14 protein-coding genes are annotated in these 15089 nt (G+C 70.2%); 12 read left to right on the top strand and 2 right to left on the bottom strand.

Annotated features, from left to right (window positions below; genetic code table 11):
- The 3 genes from E0H26_RS23980 (at nucleotide 1) to E0H26_RS23990 (ending at nucleotide 4225) form a co-directional block, all read left to right on the top strand.
- Nucleotides 1-1641, top strand: a complete 1641-nt coding sequence (locus E0H26_RS23980) for a sodium/solute symporter (RefSeq protein ID WP_131307469.1) — start codon at nucleotides 1-3, stop codon at nucleotides 1639-1641.
- A 143-nt stretch (nucleotides 1642-1784) separates the two neighbouring features.
- Entirely contained in the window at nucleotides 1785-2549 is a 765-nt protein-coding gene (locus E0H26_RS23985) for an ABC transporter ATP-binding protein (protein ID WP_131307471.1), read from the top strand.
- A complete protein-coding gene (locus E0H26_RS23990; protein WP_131307473.1) occupies nucleotides 2534-4225 on the top strand; it encodes an ABC transporter permease in 1692 nt (563 codons plus the stop codon). Before E0H26_RS23985 ends, E0H26_RS23990 begins: the two co-directional genes overlap by 16 nt.
- A gap of 226 nt (nucleotides 4226-4451) precedes the next feature.
- Here E0H26_RS23990 and E0H26_RS23995 read toward each other — a convergent pair whose 3' ends face one another.
- Both E0H26_RS23995 and E0H26_RS24000 read right to left on the bottom strand, forming a co-directional pair.
- Nucleotides 4452-4658: a DUF397 domain-containing protein gene (locus E0H26_RS23995; protein WP_131307475.1), complete on the bottom strand. Its 207-nt coding sequence runs from the start codon at nucleotides 4656-4658 to the stop codon at nucleotides 4452-4454.
- Nucleotides 4655-5440, bottom strand: coding sequence for a helix-turn-helix domain-containing protein (locus tag E0H26_RS24000; RefSeq protein ID WP_131307477.1), 786 nt, complete (start codon nucleotides 5438-5440; stop codon nucleotides 4655-4657). Before E0H26_RS24000 ends, E0H26_RS23995 begins: the two co-directional genes overlap by 4 nt.
- Before the next feature lie 531 nt (nucleotides 5441-5971).
- Between E0H26_RS24000 and E0H26_RS24010 the strand changes: the two genes are divergently transcribed.
- From E0H26_RS24010 to E0H26_RS24050, 9 genes are all read left to right on the top strand, one after another.
- Complete coding sequence (locus E0H26_RS24010; protein ID WP_131307573.1) at nucleotides 5972-6739, top strand: flavin reductase family protein; 768 nt, start codon at nucleotides 5972-5974, stop codon at nucleotides 6737-6739.
- A gap of 258 nt (nucleotides 6740-6997) precedes the next feature.
- Nucleotides 6998-7351: a DUF485 domain-containing protein gene (locus E0H26_RS24015; protein WP_131307481.1), complete on the top strand. Its 354-nt coding sequence runs from the start codon at nucleotides 6998-7000 to the stop codon at nucleotides 7349-7351.
- Nucleotides 7352-7356: 5 nt separating this feature from the next.
- Entirely contained in the window at nucleotides 7357-9024 is a 1668-nt protein-coding gene (locus E0H26_RS24020; RefSeq protein ID WP_131307574.1) for a solute symporter family protein, read from the top strand.
- 77 nt (nucleotides 9025-9101) lie between these two features.
- Nucleotides 9102-10076: an NAD-dependent epimerase/dehydratase family protein gene (locus E0H26_RS24025; RefSeq protein ID WP_131307483.1), complete on the top strand. Its 975-nt coding sequence runs from the start codon at nucleotides 9102-9104 to the stop codon at nucleotides 10074-10076.
- 67 nt (nucleotides 10077-10143) lie between these two features.
- Nucleotides 10144-11370, top strand: a complete 1227-nt coding sequence (locus E0H26_RS24030) for an LCP family protein (protein WP_131307485.1) — start codon at nucleotides 10144-10146, stop codon at nucleotides 11368-11370.
- Nucleotides 11371-11554: 184 nt separating this feature from the next.
- Nucleotides 11555-12745: an LCP family protein gene (locus E0H26_RS24035; RefSeq protein ID WP_240742338.1), complete on the top strand. Its 1191-nt coding sequence runs from the start codon at nucleotides 11555-11557 to the stop codon at nucleotides 12743-12745.
- Between the two features lie 192 nt (nucleotides 12746-12937).
- Nucleotides 12938-13879, top strand: coding sequence for an LCP family protein (locus tag E0H26_RS24040; protein WP_476703381.1), 942 nt, complete (start codon nucleotides 12938-12940; stop codon nucleotides 13877-13879).
- Between the two features lie 58 nt (nucleotides 13880-13937).
- Nucleotides 13938-14273 carry a rhodanese-like domain-containing protein gene (locus E0H26_RS24045; RefSeq protein ID WP_131307487.1) on the top strand — a complete coding sequence of 112 codons (336 nt, stop codon included), beginning with the start codon at nucleotides 13938-13940 and terminating at the stop codon, nucleotides 14271-14273.
- A 9-nt stretch (nucleotides 14274-14282) separates the two neighbouring features.
- Nucleotides 14283-15077, top strand: coding sequence for a glycerophosphodiester phosphodiesterase (locus tag E0H26_RS24050; RefSeq protein ID WP_131307489.1), 795 nt, complete (start codon nucleotides 14283-14285; stop codon nucleotides 15075-15077).
- The last annotated feature ends 12 nt before the right edge of the window (nucleotides 15078-15089 follow it).

Genomic DNA, 15089 nt, shown 5'->3' on the forward strand with positions numbered 1-15089 from the left:
GTGAGCAACGACTTCGTCGTACCGGCGATCGTGGCGGTCACCCTGGTCACCGTCGCGATCGGCTTCTACGGGCTACGGCTGGCCCGCACCACCTCCGACTTCCTGGTCGCCTCGCGGGTGGTCAGCCCGACCTGGAACGCCGCCGCGATCGGCGGCGAGTACCTCTCGGCGGCCAGCTTCCTCGGCGTCGCCGGGCTGATCCTCAAGTACGGCGTGGACGTGCTCTGGTACCCGGTCGGCTTCGCCGCCGGCTACCTGGCCCTGCTGCTGTTCGTCGCCGCGCCGCTGCGCCGCTCCGGCGCCTTCACCCTGCCCGACTTCTGCGAACTGCGGCTGGGCTCCCGCCGGCTGCGCACGCTGGCCACCGCCTTCGTCATCTTCATCGGCTGGCTCTACCTGGTGCCCCAGTTGCAGGGCGCCGGGCTGACGCTGGCCACCCTGGCCGGTTCCCCGTACCCGGTGGGTGCCCTGGTGGTCGCCGTGGTGGTGACCGCCAACGTGGCACTCGGCGGGATGCGCGCGGTCACCTTCGTACAGGCATTCCAGTACTGGCTGAAACTGACCGCGCTCGCCGTTCCGGCGATCTTCCTGGCGTTGCACTGGCAGGCCGACGGGCGACCGGAGGTGACGCCGCCGGACGGCCCGATCTTCCGGACCGCGACCACCGTGGTGGTCGAGCATCGTGCCGTCCTCACCCTGCCCGACGGACAGTCGCGGGAGGTACGCCCCGGCGACGAGTTGACCTTCGCGGCGGGTGAGCCGGTGCCGGAGGTCTCCGGGGTGGCCACCCGCGCCAGCGACTGGCTGCTGCCCAGCACGGCCGGCTCCGACGACCGGGGGCTGTTCGCCACGTACTCGCTGATCCTGGCCACGTTCCTGGGCACCATGGGGCTGCCGCACGTGCTCGTCCGCTTCTACACCAACCCGGACGGCGCCGCCGCCCGCCGGACCACGCTGGTGGTGCTGGCCCTGGTCGGCGGCTTCTATCTGCTACCCACGATCTACGGCGTACTGGGCCGGATCTACACCCCGAAACTGCTGGTCAGCGGCCAGACCGACGCGGTGGTGGTGCTGCTGCCCGAGGCGGCGCTCGGCGCCGGTACCACCGGTCGACTACTGGCCGCGCTGGTCGCCGCCGGGGCGTTCGCGGCCTTCCTGTCCACCTCCTCCGGGCTGCTCACCAGCGTCGCCGGAGTGATCTCCACGGATGTGCTCGGCCGTGGCTCGGTACGCGGCTTCCGGATCGCCACGGTGATCGCCGGCGGGGTGCCGCTGATCCTCGCCCTGAACGTCTCCGGGCTGGATGTCTCCCAGGTGGTCGGGCTGGCCTTCGCCGTCGCCGCGTCCAGCTTCTGCCCGCTGCTGGTGCTCGGCATCTGGTGGCGCGGGCTCACCGACGCGGGCGCGGCCGCCGGCATCCTGGTCGGCGGGGGCGCGGCGGTGACCGCCGTACTGATCACCGTGCTCGGCCCGCCGCTGACCGGCTGGCCAGCCACGCTGACCGCACAGCCGGCCGCCTGGACGGTGCCGTTGGCCTTCACGGTGATGGTCGCGGTCTCCCTGGCCACCCGCCGACGGGCCCCCGCCGACACCGGCCGCACCATGCTCCGGCTACACGCTCCAGACAGCCTGCGGCTGTAAGGAAGGGCACCTTATTAACGCCTCCGGTATAGGAAGGGCCCCCTATTAACACTCCCGGCGGGCCGGCCTACACCTCGCGGATGATCCAGGCATCGTCCTGCGGGCGGGCGGAGCGCTGGCCCGGACCGGATACGGTCGGGCACATGACTGGCGAACACCCTGCACTGGCGCTGCGTGGACTGGCCAAACGGTTCGACGACAAGATCGCCGTAGCCGGGGTGGATCTGGACGTACCCGCCGGCTCGTTCTACGGGCTGCTCGGCCCCAACGGCGCCGGCAAGACCACCACGTTGTCGATGGCGGTCGGGCTGCTGCGACCCAATGCCGGGAGCGCCTGGGTGCTCGGCCACGACGTGTGGGCCAACCCGGTCGAGGCAAAACGACTGTTCGGGGTCATGCCCGACGGCGTACGACTCTTCGACCGGCTCAACGGCGCCGAACTGCTGGCGTACCACGGGCTGCTGCGCGGCATGGACCCGGCGGTGGTCGACCAGCGGGCGGCCGAGTTGCTCGACGTGCTCGCCCTCGCCGACGCCGGCCGCACCCTGGTGGTGGACTACTCGGCCGGCATGAAGAAGAAGATCGGCCTGGCCTGTGCCCTGTTGCACGGTCCCCGGCTGCTGGTGTTGGACGAACCGTTCGAGGCGGTCGACCCGGTATCGGCGGCGTTGATCCGCGACATCCTCCAGCGGTACGTCGCCGGTGGCGGGACGGTGGTCTTCTCCAGTCACGTCATGGAGGTCGTGCAGCGGCTCTGCTCGCACGTGGCGATCCTCGCCGGGGGCACCATCAAGCGGGTCGGCACCCTTGAGGAGGTACGCGGCGCCCGCTCCCTGGAGGAGGTCTTCGTCGAGGTGGTCGGCGGGCGTACGGCAACCGGTCAGGAGTTGTCGTGGCTGTCCCGGTGAGCGAACCGGCCAGCCGCGTACGGCCGGTCTCGGCGCGCCATTTCGTCCGGCTCAAGCTGCGCGTGATGGGCAACAACTTCCGGGGCCAGAGCTGGCGGGCCGCGTTGTTCGTGATCGGATCGCTGATCGGCCTCTGGATCGCGATCGGCGCCTTCTTCGGTCTGGCGGCACCCGGACTCGCCGGCGAGGGCCGGTACGCGCTGCTGGTCGCCGCGTTCGCCGGCGGGTTGACGGTACTCGGCTGGCTGCTGCTGCCGCTGGTCTTCTTCGGCGTCGACGAGACGCTCGACCCGGCCCGCTTCGCGCTGCTGCCGCTGTCCCGGCGGACCCTGGTCACCGGGCTGTTCGCGGCGGCGTTGGTGAGCGTGCCCACGATCGCCGTACTGGTGGCGCTCTCCGGCCTGGTGGTCACCGCCGGGGTGCTCGGTGGCTGGGTCGCCGCGACGGTGGGCGCCCTCGGGGTGCTCTCCGGCCTGTTCCTCTGCGTCGCCGCAGCACGCGCGGTGACCAGCGCCTTCGCCACCATGCTCCGGTCCCGTCGGGTGCGTGATCTGGCGGCGGTCCTGCTCGCGGTGGCCGCCGCGCTGCTCGGGCCATTGCAGATCGCCGGCCTGGCCGCGATCCAGGACACCGACTGGGACCGGCTCAGCGGGGTGGCGACCGTGATCGGCTGGACACCGCTGGGCGCACCGTGGACGGCCGGCATCGACGTGGCGCAGGGCCGGGCCTGGGCGGCGGCACCGAAGCTTCTGATCACCGCAGTCACGATCGCCGCACTGCTGGCCTGGTGGTCGCGCTCGCTGGAGTCGGCAATGGTCGGTGCGGCGAGCACCGGCCCGGCCCGGGGTAAGCCGCAGGTCAGTGGCGGCGCCGTGGCCCAACTGTTCCCCCGGGTCACCGGTCGGCTGCGCCGGAACCGGTTCGGCGCCCTGGTCGCCCGGGATGCCCGCTACTGGTGGCGGGACGCCCGGCGGCGGGCCAACCTGATCACCATCGCGGTGGTCGGCCTCTTCGTGCCGGTGATGGTCAACCTGGGCGGGCAGGGCTTCACCCTCGACAGCGAGCAGGGATTCAGCCTCACCGGCGACACCTCACCGCTGCTGGTCAGCCTCTCCATGCTCTTCGTCGGGCTGCTCGCCGCGATGACCCTGGCCAACCAGTTCGGTTTCGACGGCAGCGCGTACGCGGCGAACGTGATCGCCGGCGTACCCGGCCGCCTGGAGCTACAGGCCCGGATGGTCGCCTTCTCGCTCTACGTGCTGCCGATGCTGGCGGTGGTGGCCGTGGTGATGGCGTTGATCCTCGGCGAGCCGACCTGGATCGGGTTCATGGCCGGCACCCTGGTCGCCACCTACGGCGCGGGGCTGGCGGTCAACTCCTTCGTCTCGGTGTTCGGCGCCTACTCGCTGCCCGAGACGAGCAACCCGTTCGCGATGAACAGCGGCGCCGGGGTGACCAAGAGCCTGCTGGCGCTGCTGGCCATGGTCGCCACCGCCGCGGCTGCCGTACCCGCGGTGGTGGCCGCCGCGCTGCTCGGCGACGCCTGGCTCTGGCTGGGACTGCCGCTGGGCGTCGGGTACGGCGTCGGTGCGGCGCTGCTCGGCGGCTACCTGGCCGGCGACGCACTGGACCGCCGCCAGCCCGAACTGCTGTCGACGGTCACTCCCCGCCGCTGACGGTCGCCGTCGGCCCGTCGACCGTGGCGGCGAGCAGCACCGCCGGGGTGGCTGGGCGCCCAGCCACCCCACGTGCCTTCGGCTCCGCCTCGTGCATCGACGGCCAGGGTGACGCAGCAAGAGGGCGGGCGGGAAGCCGCAACTGGTGAAGACGAGGCGGGTGGTCGGCGGGCACGGGGCGCCGTCCGCCGATGCAGCCACATCGGCGACAGCCGGTTGGCGGAGGTCAGTGGGCGGCGTGGCTCGATGCCTCTCGGGCCGCGTCGAGGAAGGACCGCCAAGCGGTCGGCGCGAAGGCGAGCGACGGACCAGAGCGATCCTTGCTGTCCCGCACCAGCACCACCCCGGGCAGGTTGTCCGCCACCTCGACACAGTTGCCGCCGGAATCGGTCGAGCGGGTCGACGTGCGCCAGCGCGGTGCGGCAGCGGTCATGGCGTCACCTTCAGCTTTCGGATCAGATCCAGCGAGGCGCTCGTGGACAGTGCTTCGCCGAGCAGGCTATCCCACTTCCGGTCCATCAGTCGGATCATCTCGGGGTCGTTGACCACGTGCCCGCGAGCGGCATTCTCCAGGTAGATCGCCTGCTCACCGCCGGACAGCTCGGCAAGCACGAATCCGCCACCAAAGCCAACGTGCGCACCGACGCTGACCGGCAGGATGTGCAACCGGACGTGAGGCAACTCCGTCGCCTCCAGCAGCCGACCGAGCTGAGCGTCGAGCACCGCCGGACCACCGACCGGCCGCCGCACCGCCGTCTCGTCGAGCAGGAAGACGCACTGTGGTGAATCTTCCCGATGCAACACCTGCTGCCGCTCCATTCGGACCGCCACCAGCTCGTCCACCATTGCCGGTGGCTGTAGCCCGCCGGCCGAGATGACCGAGCGGGCGTACTCCTCGGTCTGGAGCAGGCCCGGCACCAGACAGGGCTCGAAGGCACGCAGCCGGGTCGCCTCCTGCTCGTAGCCGCGCCACGCCGCGAACCAGGAGGGGCCGCGCTCCCGGTCGGCTTCCTTGAGCAGTGCGGCGAGCAGGCCACCGGTTTGCAACGCCTCGTCGGAGGCCACGGCGAATTCCATCGTCGGCCGGCGGCGGCCGGTCTCGATGGCGGCGATCAGCGACGGGCTCCACTTGATCAGGGCCGCGAGGCCCTCCTGGGACACACCGGCAGCGGCACGGGCGGCCTTCAACGCCCTGATCCACATCTCGAAGTTCATCACTCACCCATCTGGTAAGTACGCGAACGCGCTGGGTAGTAACCGCTGGCATCCTCCCCTGCGGCGCGCCCGGAGTCCAGGGTGGAATCGCGCGGCCCGGCCGGTGGAGGCGACGACCCGGTGGCCGGTCCTGCGCGGGTCGCCCCGGTCATTCCCCCCGGCCGGGGCGACCCCCCCGGATCGAAGGAGGCCCCATGTCCAACGTGTTCCGCAGGTGTCGAAACGCCGTGCTGCTGTCGTACCGCCGCATGTCGCCACCCACAACGAACCCGGACACCGGCCGACCGGCACCCGAGCCACGCTCGCACGCCGGCCCTTCGGTGCCGGGGCGTCCGGCGAATCAGCTTCCGGGCTGGGCTTCCTGGCCGACGGTCGCCGAGCCCCGGCCCGGGCGGGCCGGCTGGCTCACTCCCGCACAGACCTGGCGGGCGAACGGGGGCCGCTGGTGACCGGGGCGCCTGCCGCGCCGGAGAGATCAGCCCGGCACGTACGGTCGACTCGACCGTGAGCCGCTTCGTGCCGCACCTGCCGATGCGACCGCTGTGGCGTTGTCGAGCGTGCGGGGCGCACTGGCCCTGCCAGCCGGCCCGGCTCTCGTTGCTGGTCGAGTACCGCAAGGATCGGACCGCGCTGCTGGTGTACCTCGGCCTGCTGATGGCGGAGGCCCACGCCCAGCTCAGCCAGCTCGACGGGCAGCTTCACCACGCTGGCCTACACGACCGGTTCCTGACCTGGGCACGGGCCCGTGGTCCGGCCGAGCAGGTCACAATGTTTCACGTGAATCCAGAGCCGGGTGCCCAGATCCACCACACCGACCCGTTCGCCGTGCCGGCCGGCCAGCGTTCGGCCGTACGCCAGTTTCGGGGTCGACTCGCCGCGCCGGTGACGTTGTGGACGGCGCCCGGCCCGGCGGGGCTGACGGTGTCCTCGACGCTGGTGGCGGACGGCGACCCGGGGCGGCTGCTCGGCCTGATCGACGCGGAGTCGGAGCTCTGGGCGGCGGTCGAGGAGGCCGGCCGGTTCGCCGTGGCGCCGCTCGGCCCGGCGCATCGGCAGCTCGCCGACCGTTTCGCCGGATTGTTCCCGTCACCCGGTGGCCTGTTCGCCATCGACAACTGGACCGAGACGCCGTACGGCCCGGTGCCCGCCGATGCCGGCAGTTGGGCCGGCTGTCGGCTCGACGGCGCCCGCGAGTACGGCTGGGGCCTGCTGGTCGAGGCGACCATCGAGCAGGTGGAGTTGACCGCCGACGGCGACCCGCTGCTGCACCACCGTGGCCGCTACCACGAGCTGTCCTGAGTCAGCCACGATCGGCGGAGTGACCAGGTAATTCGTCAGGCGGTGCCGGCAGGCGCCGGCGAGGTGTCGAGGCGCGGCCGGGAACAACCAGCGAGCCCGTCTCGACGACCGCTCAACGGAGTGAGCTAGGTCACTGGGCGCAGCCATGCTGCCGTTCGGCGCACCCGCCGACCGGCACCGATCTCCATCTTTTCCGGCGAGGGGCGCGCTTCTTACCGTGCGCGAGAAACCTGACGCTTGTGAAGGTGGTGACCCAGAATGTCCACGGACACACCCGCTGACGCACCGACCGATTCGATGCCGGAGCGGTATCTCACGGTCCAACGGTCGGATGAGTTCGCCGGGCTGCGCCGCGCCCTGCGTGGCTTCGTCTTCCCGATGACCATCGCGTTCTTCCTGTGGTACGCGCTCTACGTGATCCTCTCCGCGTACGCGCGAGACTTCATGGGCACGCGACTGTTCGGCAGCAACATCAACGTGGCGCTGGTCTTCGGCCTGCTCCAGTTCGTCTCCACCTTCCTGATCGCCTGGCTCTACTCCCGGTACGCCGACCGGAAGATCGACCCGGTGGCCGACAAGATCCGCGAAGAGCTCACCGGAGGTGAGTCGTGAACTCGATGATTCTCGCGGTCGACGCGGGCAACACCACCGCCCGCAACCTGACCATCGTGCTGTTCCTGGCCTTCGTGGCTGCCACCCTGGCCATCACGATCTGGGCCAGTCGGCAGACCAAGACCGCCACCGACTTCTACGCGGGCGGTCGGTCGTTCTCCGGCTTCCAGAACGGCATGGCGATCGGCGGCGACTACATGTCGGCCGCGTCCTTCCTCGGCATCGCCGGCCTCATCGCGCTCTACGGCTACGACGGCTTCCTCTACTCCATCGGCTTCCTGGTGGCGTGGCTGGTGGCGCTGTTGCTGGTCGCGGAGCTGCTGCGGAACTCGGGTCGCTACACGATGGCCGACGTGCTGGCGTTCCGGATGCGCCAGCGTCCGGTGCGTACGGCGGCAGCGGTCTCCACCATCACCGTGTCGATCTTCTACCTGCTGGCCCAGATGGTCGGCGCGGGTGCCCTGGTGGCGCTGCTGCTCGGCATCCGGCCGGGCACCACGTTCCTGGGCATGGACGCGGACACCGCCAAGGTGGCGACCATCATCATGGTCGGCGCCCTCATGATCATCTACGTCACCGTGGGTGGCATGAAGGGCACCACCTACGTGCAGATCGTCAAGGCGTTCCTGCTCATGGGCGGTGCGCTGCTGATGGCCGTGCTGGTGCTGGCGAAGTACAACTTCAACCTGTCGTCGCTGCTCGGTGACGCGGCTGCCAGCTCCGGAAACGGCGCGGCCTTCCTGGAACCGGGGCTACGGTACGGCGTCGAAGTCGCCGGCAACGCGACACAGACCTTCTACAACAAGGTCGACCTGCTCTCCCTCGGTATCGCGCTGGTACTCGGCACCGCCGGCCTGCCGCACATCCTGATCCGCTTCTACACCGTCCCGACGGCGAAGGCGGCCCGCAAGAGCGTGCTCTGGGCGATCGGCATCATCGGCTCGTTCTACCTGCTCACCCTGGCGCTCGGCTTCGGCGCGGCGGCGCTGGTCGGTGGCGAGGCGATCCGGGAGCAGGACCGGGCCGGTAACACCGCGGCACCACAGTTGGCCGAGGCCCTCGGGATCGACTTCTTCGGCGGCGATCTCGGCGGTGCGGCAATGCTGGCGATCATCGCGGCGGTCGCCTTCGCCACCATCCTCGCGGTGGTCGCGGGGTTGACCCTGGCCTCGTCGTCCAGCCTGGCGCACGACTTCTACGCCAACGTCATCAAGCGGGGCAACACCTCGGAGCGGCAGGAGGTGAACGTCGCCCGGATCTCCGCGCTGGTGATCGGTGCGGTCTCCATCGCCCTGTCGATCTTCGCGCAGAACCTGAACGTGGCGTTCCTGGTGGCGTTGGCCTTCGCGGTGGCCGCCTCCGGCAACCTGCCGGCGATCCTCTACAGCCTGTTCTGGAAGCGGTTCAACACCTCCGGCGCGGTGTGGGCGATCTACGGCGGCCTGCTCGCGGCAGTGTTCCTGGTGTTCTTCTCGCCGGTGGTGTCCGGCGCGCCGACGGCGATGTTCCCCGACCACGACTGGCAGTGGTTCCCGCTGTCCAACCCGGGCATCCTGTCCATCCCGTTCGGCTTCCTCTGCGGCTACATCGGCACGATCATCTCGAAGGAAACCGACGAGGAGAAGTACGCCGAGTTGGAGGTGCGGGCGCTCACCGGCGCCGGCGCGCACTGACCAGCCGTTTTGTTAATAGGGGCCCCCTGTACTACGCGAGGCGTTAACAGGGGGCCCCTCCTTATAGGCTGGCGGGCATGAAGGTTGAGCAGCGTTTCGGGCCCGGTCACCGGATTCTGGTCACCGGCGGCGCCGGTTTCGTTCCGTCGCATCTGGTGGACACCCTGATCGGACGCGGTTGCACGGTGGTCGTACTGGACAACTTCGTCACCGGGTCGAAGGAGAACGTCGCCCACCTGCTCGACACGCCGACCTTCACGCTGGTCGAGGCGGACGTCTCCGACGGGTTGCCGGCCCATCCGGCGCTGGCGGAGCGCTTCGACGCGATTCTGCACATGGCCTCGCCGGCCAGCCCGACCGACTTCGAGAAGTTGCCGGTGGAGATCCTGCGGGTGGGTTCGGTGGCCACCCTGCACCTGCTGGACCGTGCGGTCGCCGACGGCGCCCGGTTCCTGCTGGCCTCCACCTCCGAGGCGTACGGCGACCCGAAGGAACACCCGCAGCGGGAGACGTACTGGGGCAACGTCAACCCGATCGGCATCCGCAGCGTGTACGACGAGGCGAAGCGCTTCTCCGAGGCCGCGACGATGGCGTACCGGCGCAGCCGGGGGCTGGACACCGCGATCGTCCGGATCTTCAACACGTACGGCCCACGGATGCGGCCGGACGACGGCCGCGCCATCCCGACCTTCATCTCCCAGGCGCTGCGCGGCGAGCCGATCACCGTGCACGGCACCGGCAACCAGACCCGCTCGATCTGCTACGTGGCGGATCTGGTCCGGGGCATCCTGCTGCTGCTCGACTCGACCGAGAGCGGGCCGGTGAACTGCGGCACCGAGCACGAGATGAGCATGCGGGAGCTGGCCGAGACGATCGTGTCGCTCTGCGAGAGCAAGTCCGAGGTGACCTATGTCACGCGCAGCGCGGATGACCCGGAAATGCGCCGACCGGATCTCACGCTCGCCCGCGAGGTGCTCGGCTACGAGCCGACGGTGACGCCGGAAGTGGGCCTGCGACGCACGATCGACCACTTCCGCGAGCGGCTAGGGTAGCCGGCCTGACACCCCCATGGCTTCAGGCTGAGGGCGACAGTGGCCGGGGCTGCGTACCCTGAGTTACATGTCAGCGACCATCCCTGCCGCCCTACGGCTCCCTCACCTGCACCGCAGCGCCGGGCGCGCGGCGGTGCCGGGCCCTGGTCGCGGCGGGCGCGCCGCCCGACCGGCCGACACCACCCAGTGGTACCCCGGCTACGACGAGGACCCGGTGGCGGCCGGCGGGCCGGGCGGCCCGCGTGGGCCGCTGGGGCCGGGTGGCCCCGGCAGTGTCCCGCCCCGGGGGCGCCGGCCACGGTGGCGGCGGATCGCCCTGGTGGCCGGCGTCATCGTGTTGGCGCTGGCCCTGATCGGTGGCGGCGGGGCCTGGTTCTACGCCCGCAGCCTCGACAAGAACCTCGCCCGGACGGATCCGTTCTCGGAGATCACCGGCGGCCGGCCGGCGAAGTCCGTGGACGGCGCGCTGAACATCCTCATGGTGGGCACCGACTCACGGGATCCGGACGCGCCGATGGACCGGGCCGGCGAGTGGCGCGCCGACACGATCATCGTCATGCACATTCCCGCCGATCATGAGCAGGCGTACCTGGTCTCCATTCCACGGGACCTGTACGTGCCGATTCCGGAGAGTGCCGGCGCGGACTGCGGCTCCGGCCAGCGTCGGAAGATCAACGCCGCCTTCGCCTTCGGCGGGCTGCCGCTGGCGGTACGCACCGTCGAGTGCTTCACCGACGTGCACATCGACCACGTGATGGCGATCGACTTCGCGGGCTTCAAGCAGGTCACCGACGCCCTCGGCGGAGTGGATCTGGAGGTGGAACGGACCATCACCTCGATCCACAAGCCGTACCGGAAGTTCACCAAGGGCACCAATCACATGAACGGGACCGAGGCGCTGGACTGGATCCGCCAGCGCAAGCAGTTCCCCGACGGCGACTTCGCCCGGATGCGCCACCAGCAGGAGTTCCTCCGCGCCCTGATGGACAAGGCGGCGAGCACGGGCACGTTGACCAACCCGAAGAAGCTCAACGCCTTCCTCCGCTCGGTGACCGACGCGGTCACCGTCGACCACGGCTTCTCGCTCACCGACATGGCGGTGCAGTTCCGCAACCTGCGGGGCGAGAACCTCACCTTCGTCACCAGCCCGCACCTGGGCAGCGAAACCATCAACGGGGAATCGGTGGTCGTCTCCGACCGGGAGAAGGCGCTGGCCATGTACCGGGCGATGTCGGCCGACACGATGGCCGAGTGGGTGCAGGCAAACCAGCCCGCGACCACCGACAATGGCTGACAGGCACACGCTGAATACTTCCTGTGAACCAACCGCCGATCGGTCATTTGAATCTGTCTGTTCGGCTATTTCGCCAGGATGACGCGGCGGAGAACGGTGACTGACCGTCATACGAACTCGCCACGGCGAGAATGCGTACGTAAAGTATCTCCGCCCCCTTTGGTACACACGAGCTGGAGCGCGCATGCCGGTTCAGAGCCCCGCTTTGCTCGACCCACCTGCGGCGTCCAGCCCACCCCCGGCAGCCGGGAAGAAGAACCGGTCCGGCAAGGCCGGCAAGGGACGGACGCGACGCAAGGACCCGCTCTGGGCCCGACTCACCGTGGTCGCCGGAGCCGTGCTGATGATGACCAGCGGCGTCGCCATCGTCGGCAGCAAGGCGGTGATCGGCCAGGCCACCGGCAGCATCTCGCAGCGCAACCTGATCGGCGATGCGGGCAAGACCCAGGCGGAGGGCGGCGGCGACCTGGAAGGCCCGATCGACCTGCTGCTGCTCGGCGTGGACGCCCGGGAGCGCTGGGCCGAGGACGACGTGCGCGCGGACAGCATCATCGTGTTGCACATCCCGGCCACCCATGACCAGGCGTACCTGATCTCGATCCCCCGGGACACCGAGGCGCGGATCCCGGCCTGGCCCAAGGGCAACTATGCCGGCGGAGTCGACAAGATCAACGCCGCGTTCCAGGTCGGCGCCCGCAACGGCGGCGGCTGGGAGGGTGGCGCCCAGGTGATGGCTCAGACGATCAAGAACATGACCGGCGTCAGCTTCGACGGCGCGGCCATCATCAACTTCGGCGGCTTCAAGAACGTCATCGACGCCCTCGGCTCGGTGCGGATCTGCCCGAAGCAGGACGTCAAGTCGACCCACATGTCGTACGTCGACGGCGAGCCGATGTGGAACGCGGACGCGAAGAAGACCGGCAAGGCGCGTACTCCGGTGGTGCACAAGAAGGGCTGCCAGGAGATGGAGGGCTGGGCCGCGCTGGACTTCTCCCGGCAGCGTTACGGCCTGGCCAACAGCGACTACGACCGCCAGGCGAACCAGCAGCAGCTGATCAAGGCGATGGCGAAGAAGGCCACCCAGAACGGCACGCTGACCAACCCGCTGAAGCTGAACGAGCTGATCAAGGCGGCCGGCAAGGCCTTCATCCTGGACACCGGCGGCGTGTCGGTGGAGGACTTCGTCTTCACCATGCGTGGGGTCACCGGCAATGAGCTGATCATGCTCAAGACCAACGGTGGCACGTACAACGCCACCGGCGGCGGCCGGGAGGCGCTCGACGAACAGACCCTGGACATGTTCCAGGCGGTCCGGAAGGACAATCTGGCCGAGTTCGTGTTCTACAACCCCGAGGTGATCTCCAACCGGAAGTGACCGGCGGACGGAGATACCCCGAAACGCCGTCACCCTGAGTAAACCTTCCCTAGCCTGACATGAGCGGAGTTCGTGTCGGGCTGACGGGAGGGCGTCACGGCCAAGCGGGCGCACCACGGCGGGAAGCGGGCAGCGGGGGTCCATCCCCGGCGCCCGCGGTGGGCCCGCGTACTGCTCGGCACCGGGCTGGTGGTGGTGCTGCTCGCGGCGGTCGCGCTGGTCGGCCTGCGGGTGCTCGCCGACCGGTACGAACGCACCGTCACCCGCGAGCAACTGCTGGACCCGTCCGCCCGCGCCAAGCGCACCGACCTGGACGGCCCGCTCAACTACCTGCTCGTCGGATCGGACCGGCGTCCCGGTGACGTCGGTCCGGAGCAACGCACCGACACCATCCTGATCGTGCACATCCCCGCCGGGCTACGCGAGGGCTATCTCGTCTCGGTGCCACGCGACCTGCTGGTCACCATCCCACCGGGGGCCGGCTGGCCGGGCGGCGAAGACAAGATCAACACCGCTTTCGAGTACGGCGGAGGCGGCCAGTCCGGAGCCCAACTGCTCTCCGCCACCCTGACCCGGCTCACCGGAATCCGCTTCGACGGCGCCGCCCTGGTCGACTTCGCCGGCCTACGCAGCGTGATCGACCTGCTCGACGGGGTCGAGATGTGCGTACGGACCGAGGTGCGGTCGATCCACACCAAGCGGGTCTTCCCGCCGGGCTGCCAGCGGATGGACGGTGCGGCGGCGCTCGACTACGTACGCCAGCGCTACGACCTGCCCGGCGGCGACTACGACCGGCAGACCCATCAGCAGCAGTTACTGGGGGCGATGCTCGAACGCGCGGGCGAGACCCGGGTACGCAACAACCCCGTCCAGCTACACCGGCTCATCGAGGCCGTCGGCGAGTCGCTGACCGTGGACACCAACGGCGTGCCGGTGGAGGACCTGCTGCTCGCCCTGCACGGGCTCTCCACCGACGGGCTGCGCGGCGTGCAGGTGCCGTCGTACCCACAGACCATCGACCAGGTGTCCTACGTCCTGCTCGACAACGGGGGTGAGGGGCTGTTCGAGGCGGTACGCGGCACCCGGATGCCCCAGTGGGCCGGTGCGCATCCGCGCTGGGTGACCCGGCTCTGACGCGCCGTCCGGCGGCGCCGAATCCACCAGGCCGTCAGAGGATCTACCCTTGGTACCCGTGTTCGGATCCCAGATACCCACCGTGACCGTTGCCGAGATCACCGACGACACGTACCTGCTCGACGTACGGGAGGACGACGAGTGGGCCGCCGGTCACGCGCCGGCCGCCCACCACCTGCCGATGATGGAGTTGCCGGCCCGGATCGCCGAGGTGCCGACCGACCGGAACGTGGCGGTCATCTGCCGCTCGGGCGGGCGCTCCGCCCAGGTCGTCGCGTACCTGATGCGCAACGGATGGGACCAGGTGCACAACGTCGCGGGCGGGATGGGCGACTGGGCGGCGGCCGGACGGCCGGTGATCGGCACCGACGGGCAGCCGGGCCGGGTCCTGTAGGGCGGACCGATGGGCGCACCACCCCTCGTCTTCGCGCACCGGGGCGCGTCGTACGACCTGCCGGAGCACACCCTCGCGGCCTATCTGCGGGCCCTCGACGAGGGCGCCGACGGGCTGGAGTGCGACGTGCGGCTGACCCGCGACGGGCACCTCGTCTGCGTACACGACCGCCGGCTGGACCGGACCAGCAACGGCCGGGGGCCGGTCAGCACCCGTACCCTCGCCGAGTTGGAGCGGCTCGACTTCGGCTCCTGGCACCCGGGCTGCGTACCGGCCGACGGTGACGAGGTGCTCGACGACTCGCACACCCGGCTGCTCACCCTCGAACGGCTGCTGGAGGCGGTCCTCGCCGCCGGTCGGCCGGTGCGGTTGCTGGTGGAGACCAAGCACCCGTCCCGCTACGGCGGGCACGTCGAGCGCCGGCTGGTCGCGCTGCTGCGCCGCTACGGCCTGGCCGAAGCGCAGCCCGACGCCCCGGTGCAGGTCACCGTCATGTCGTTTTCCCCGCTGGCCGTACGCCGGATCCGGGCCCTGGCCCCCGCGCTGCCGACGGTGCTGCTGCTGGAGGTGCTGCCCCGCTGGCTGCGGCTGGGGCGGCTGCCCTTCGGCGCCGGCATCGCCGGGCCGGGCATCGGGCTGGTACGGGCCCGCCCGATGCTGGTGCCGGCCCTGCGGGCGGCCGGCAACCAGGTCTATGTCTGGACCGTGAACGAGCCGGCCGATCTCGACCTGGTGCTGGCCGCCGGAGTGGACGGCGTGATCACCGACCGTCCGGCGCACACCCTCGCCCGGTTACCTCGGTGACCCACTCGGGGG

Origin of the sequence: Micromonospora zingiberis (assembly GCF_004331455.1) — a bacterium.
GTDB classification, from domain to species: domain Bacteria; phylum Actinomycetota; class Actinomycetes; order Mycobacteriales; family Micromonosporaceae; genus Micromonospora; species Micromonospora zingiberis.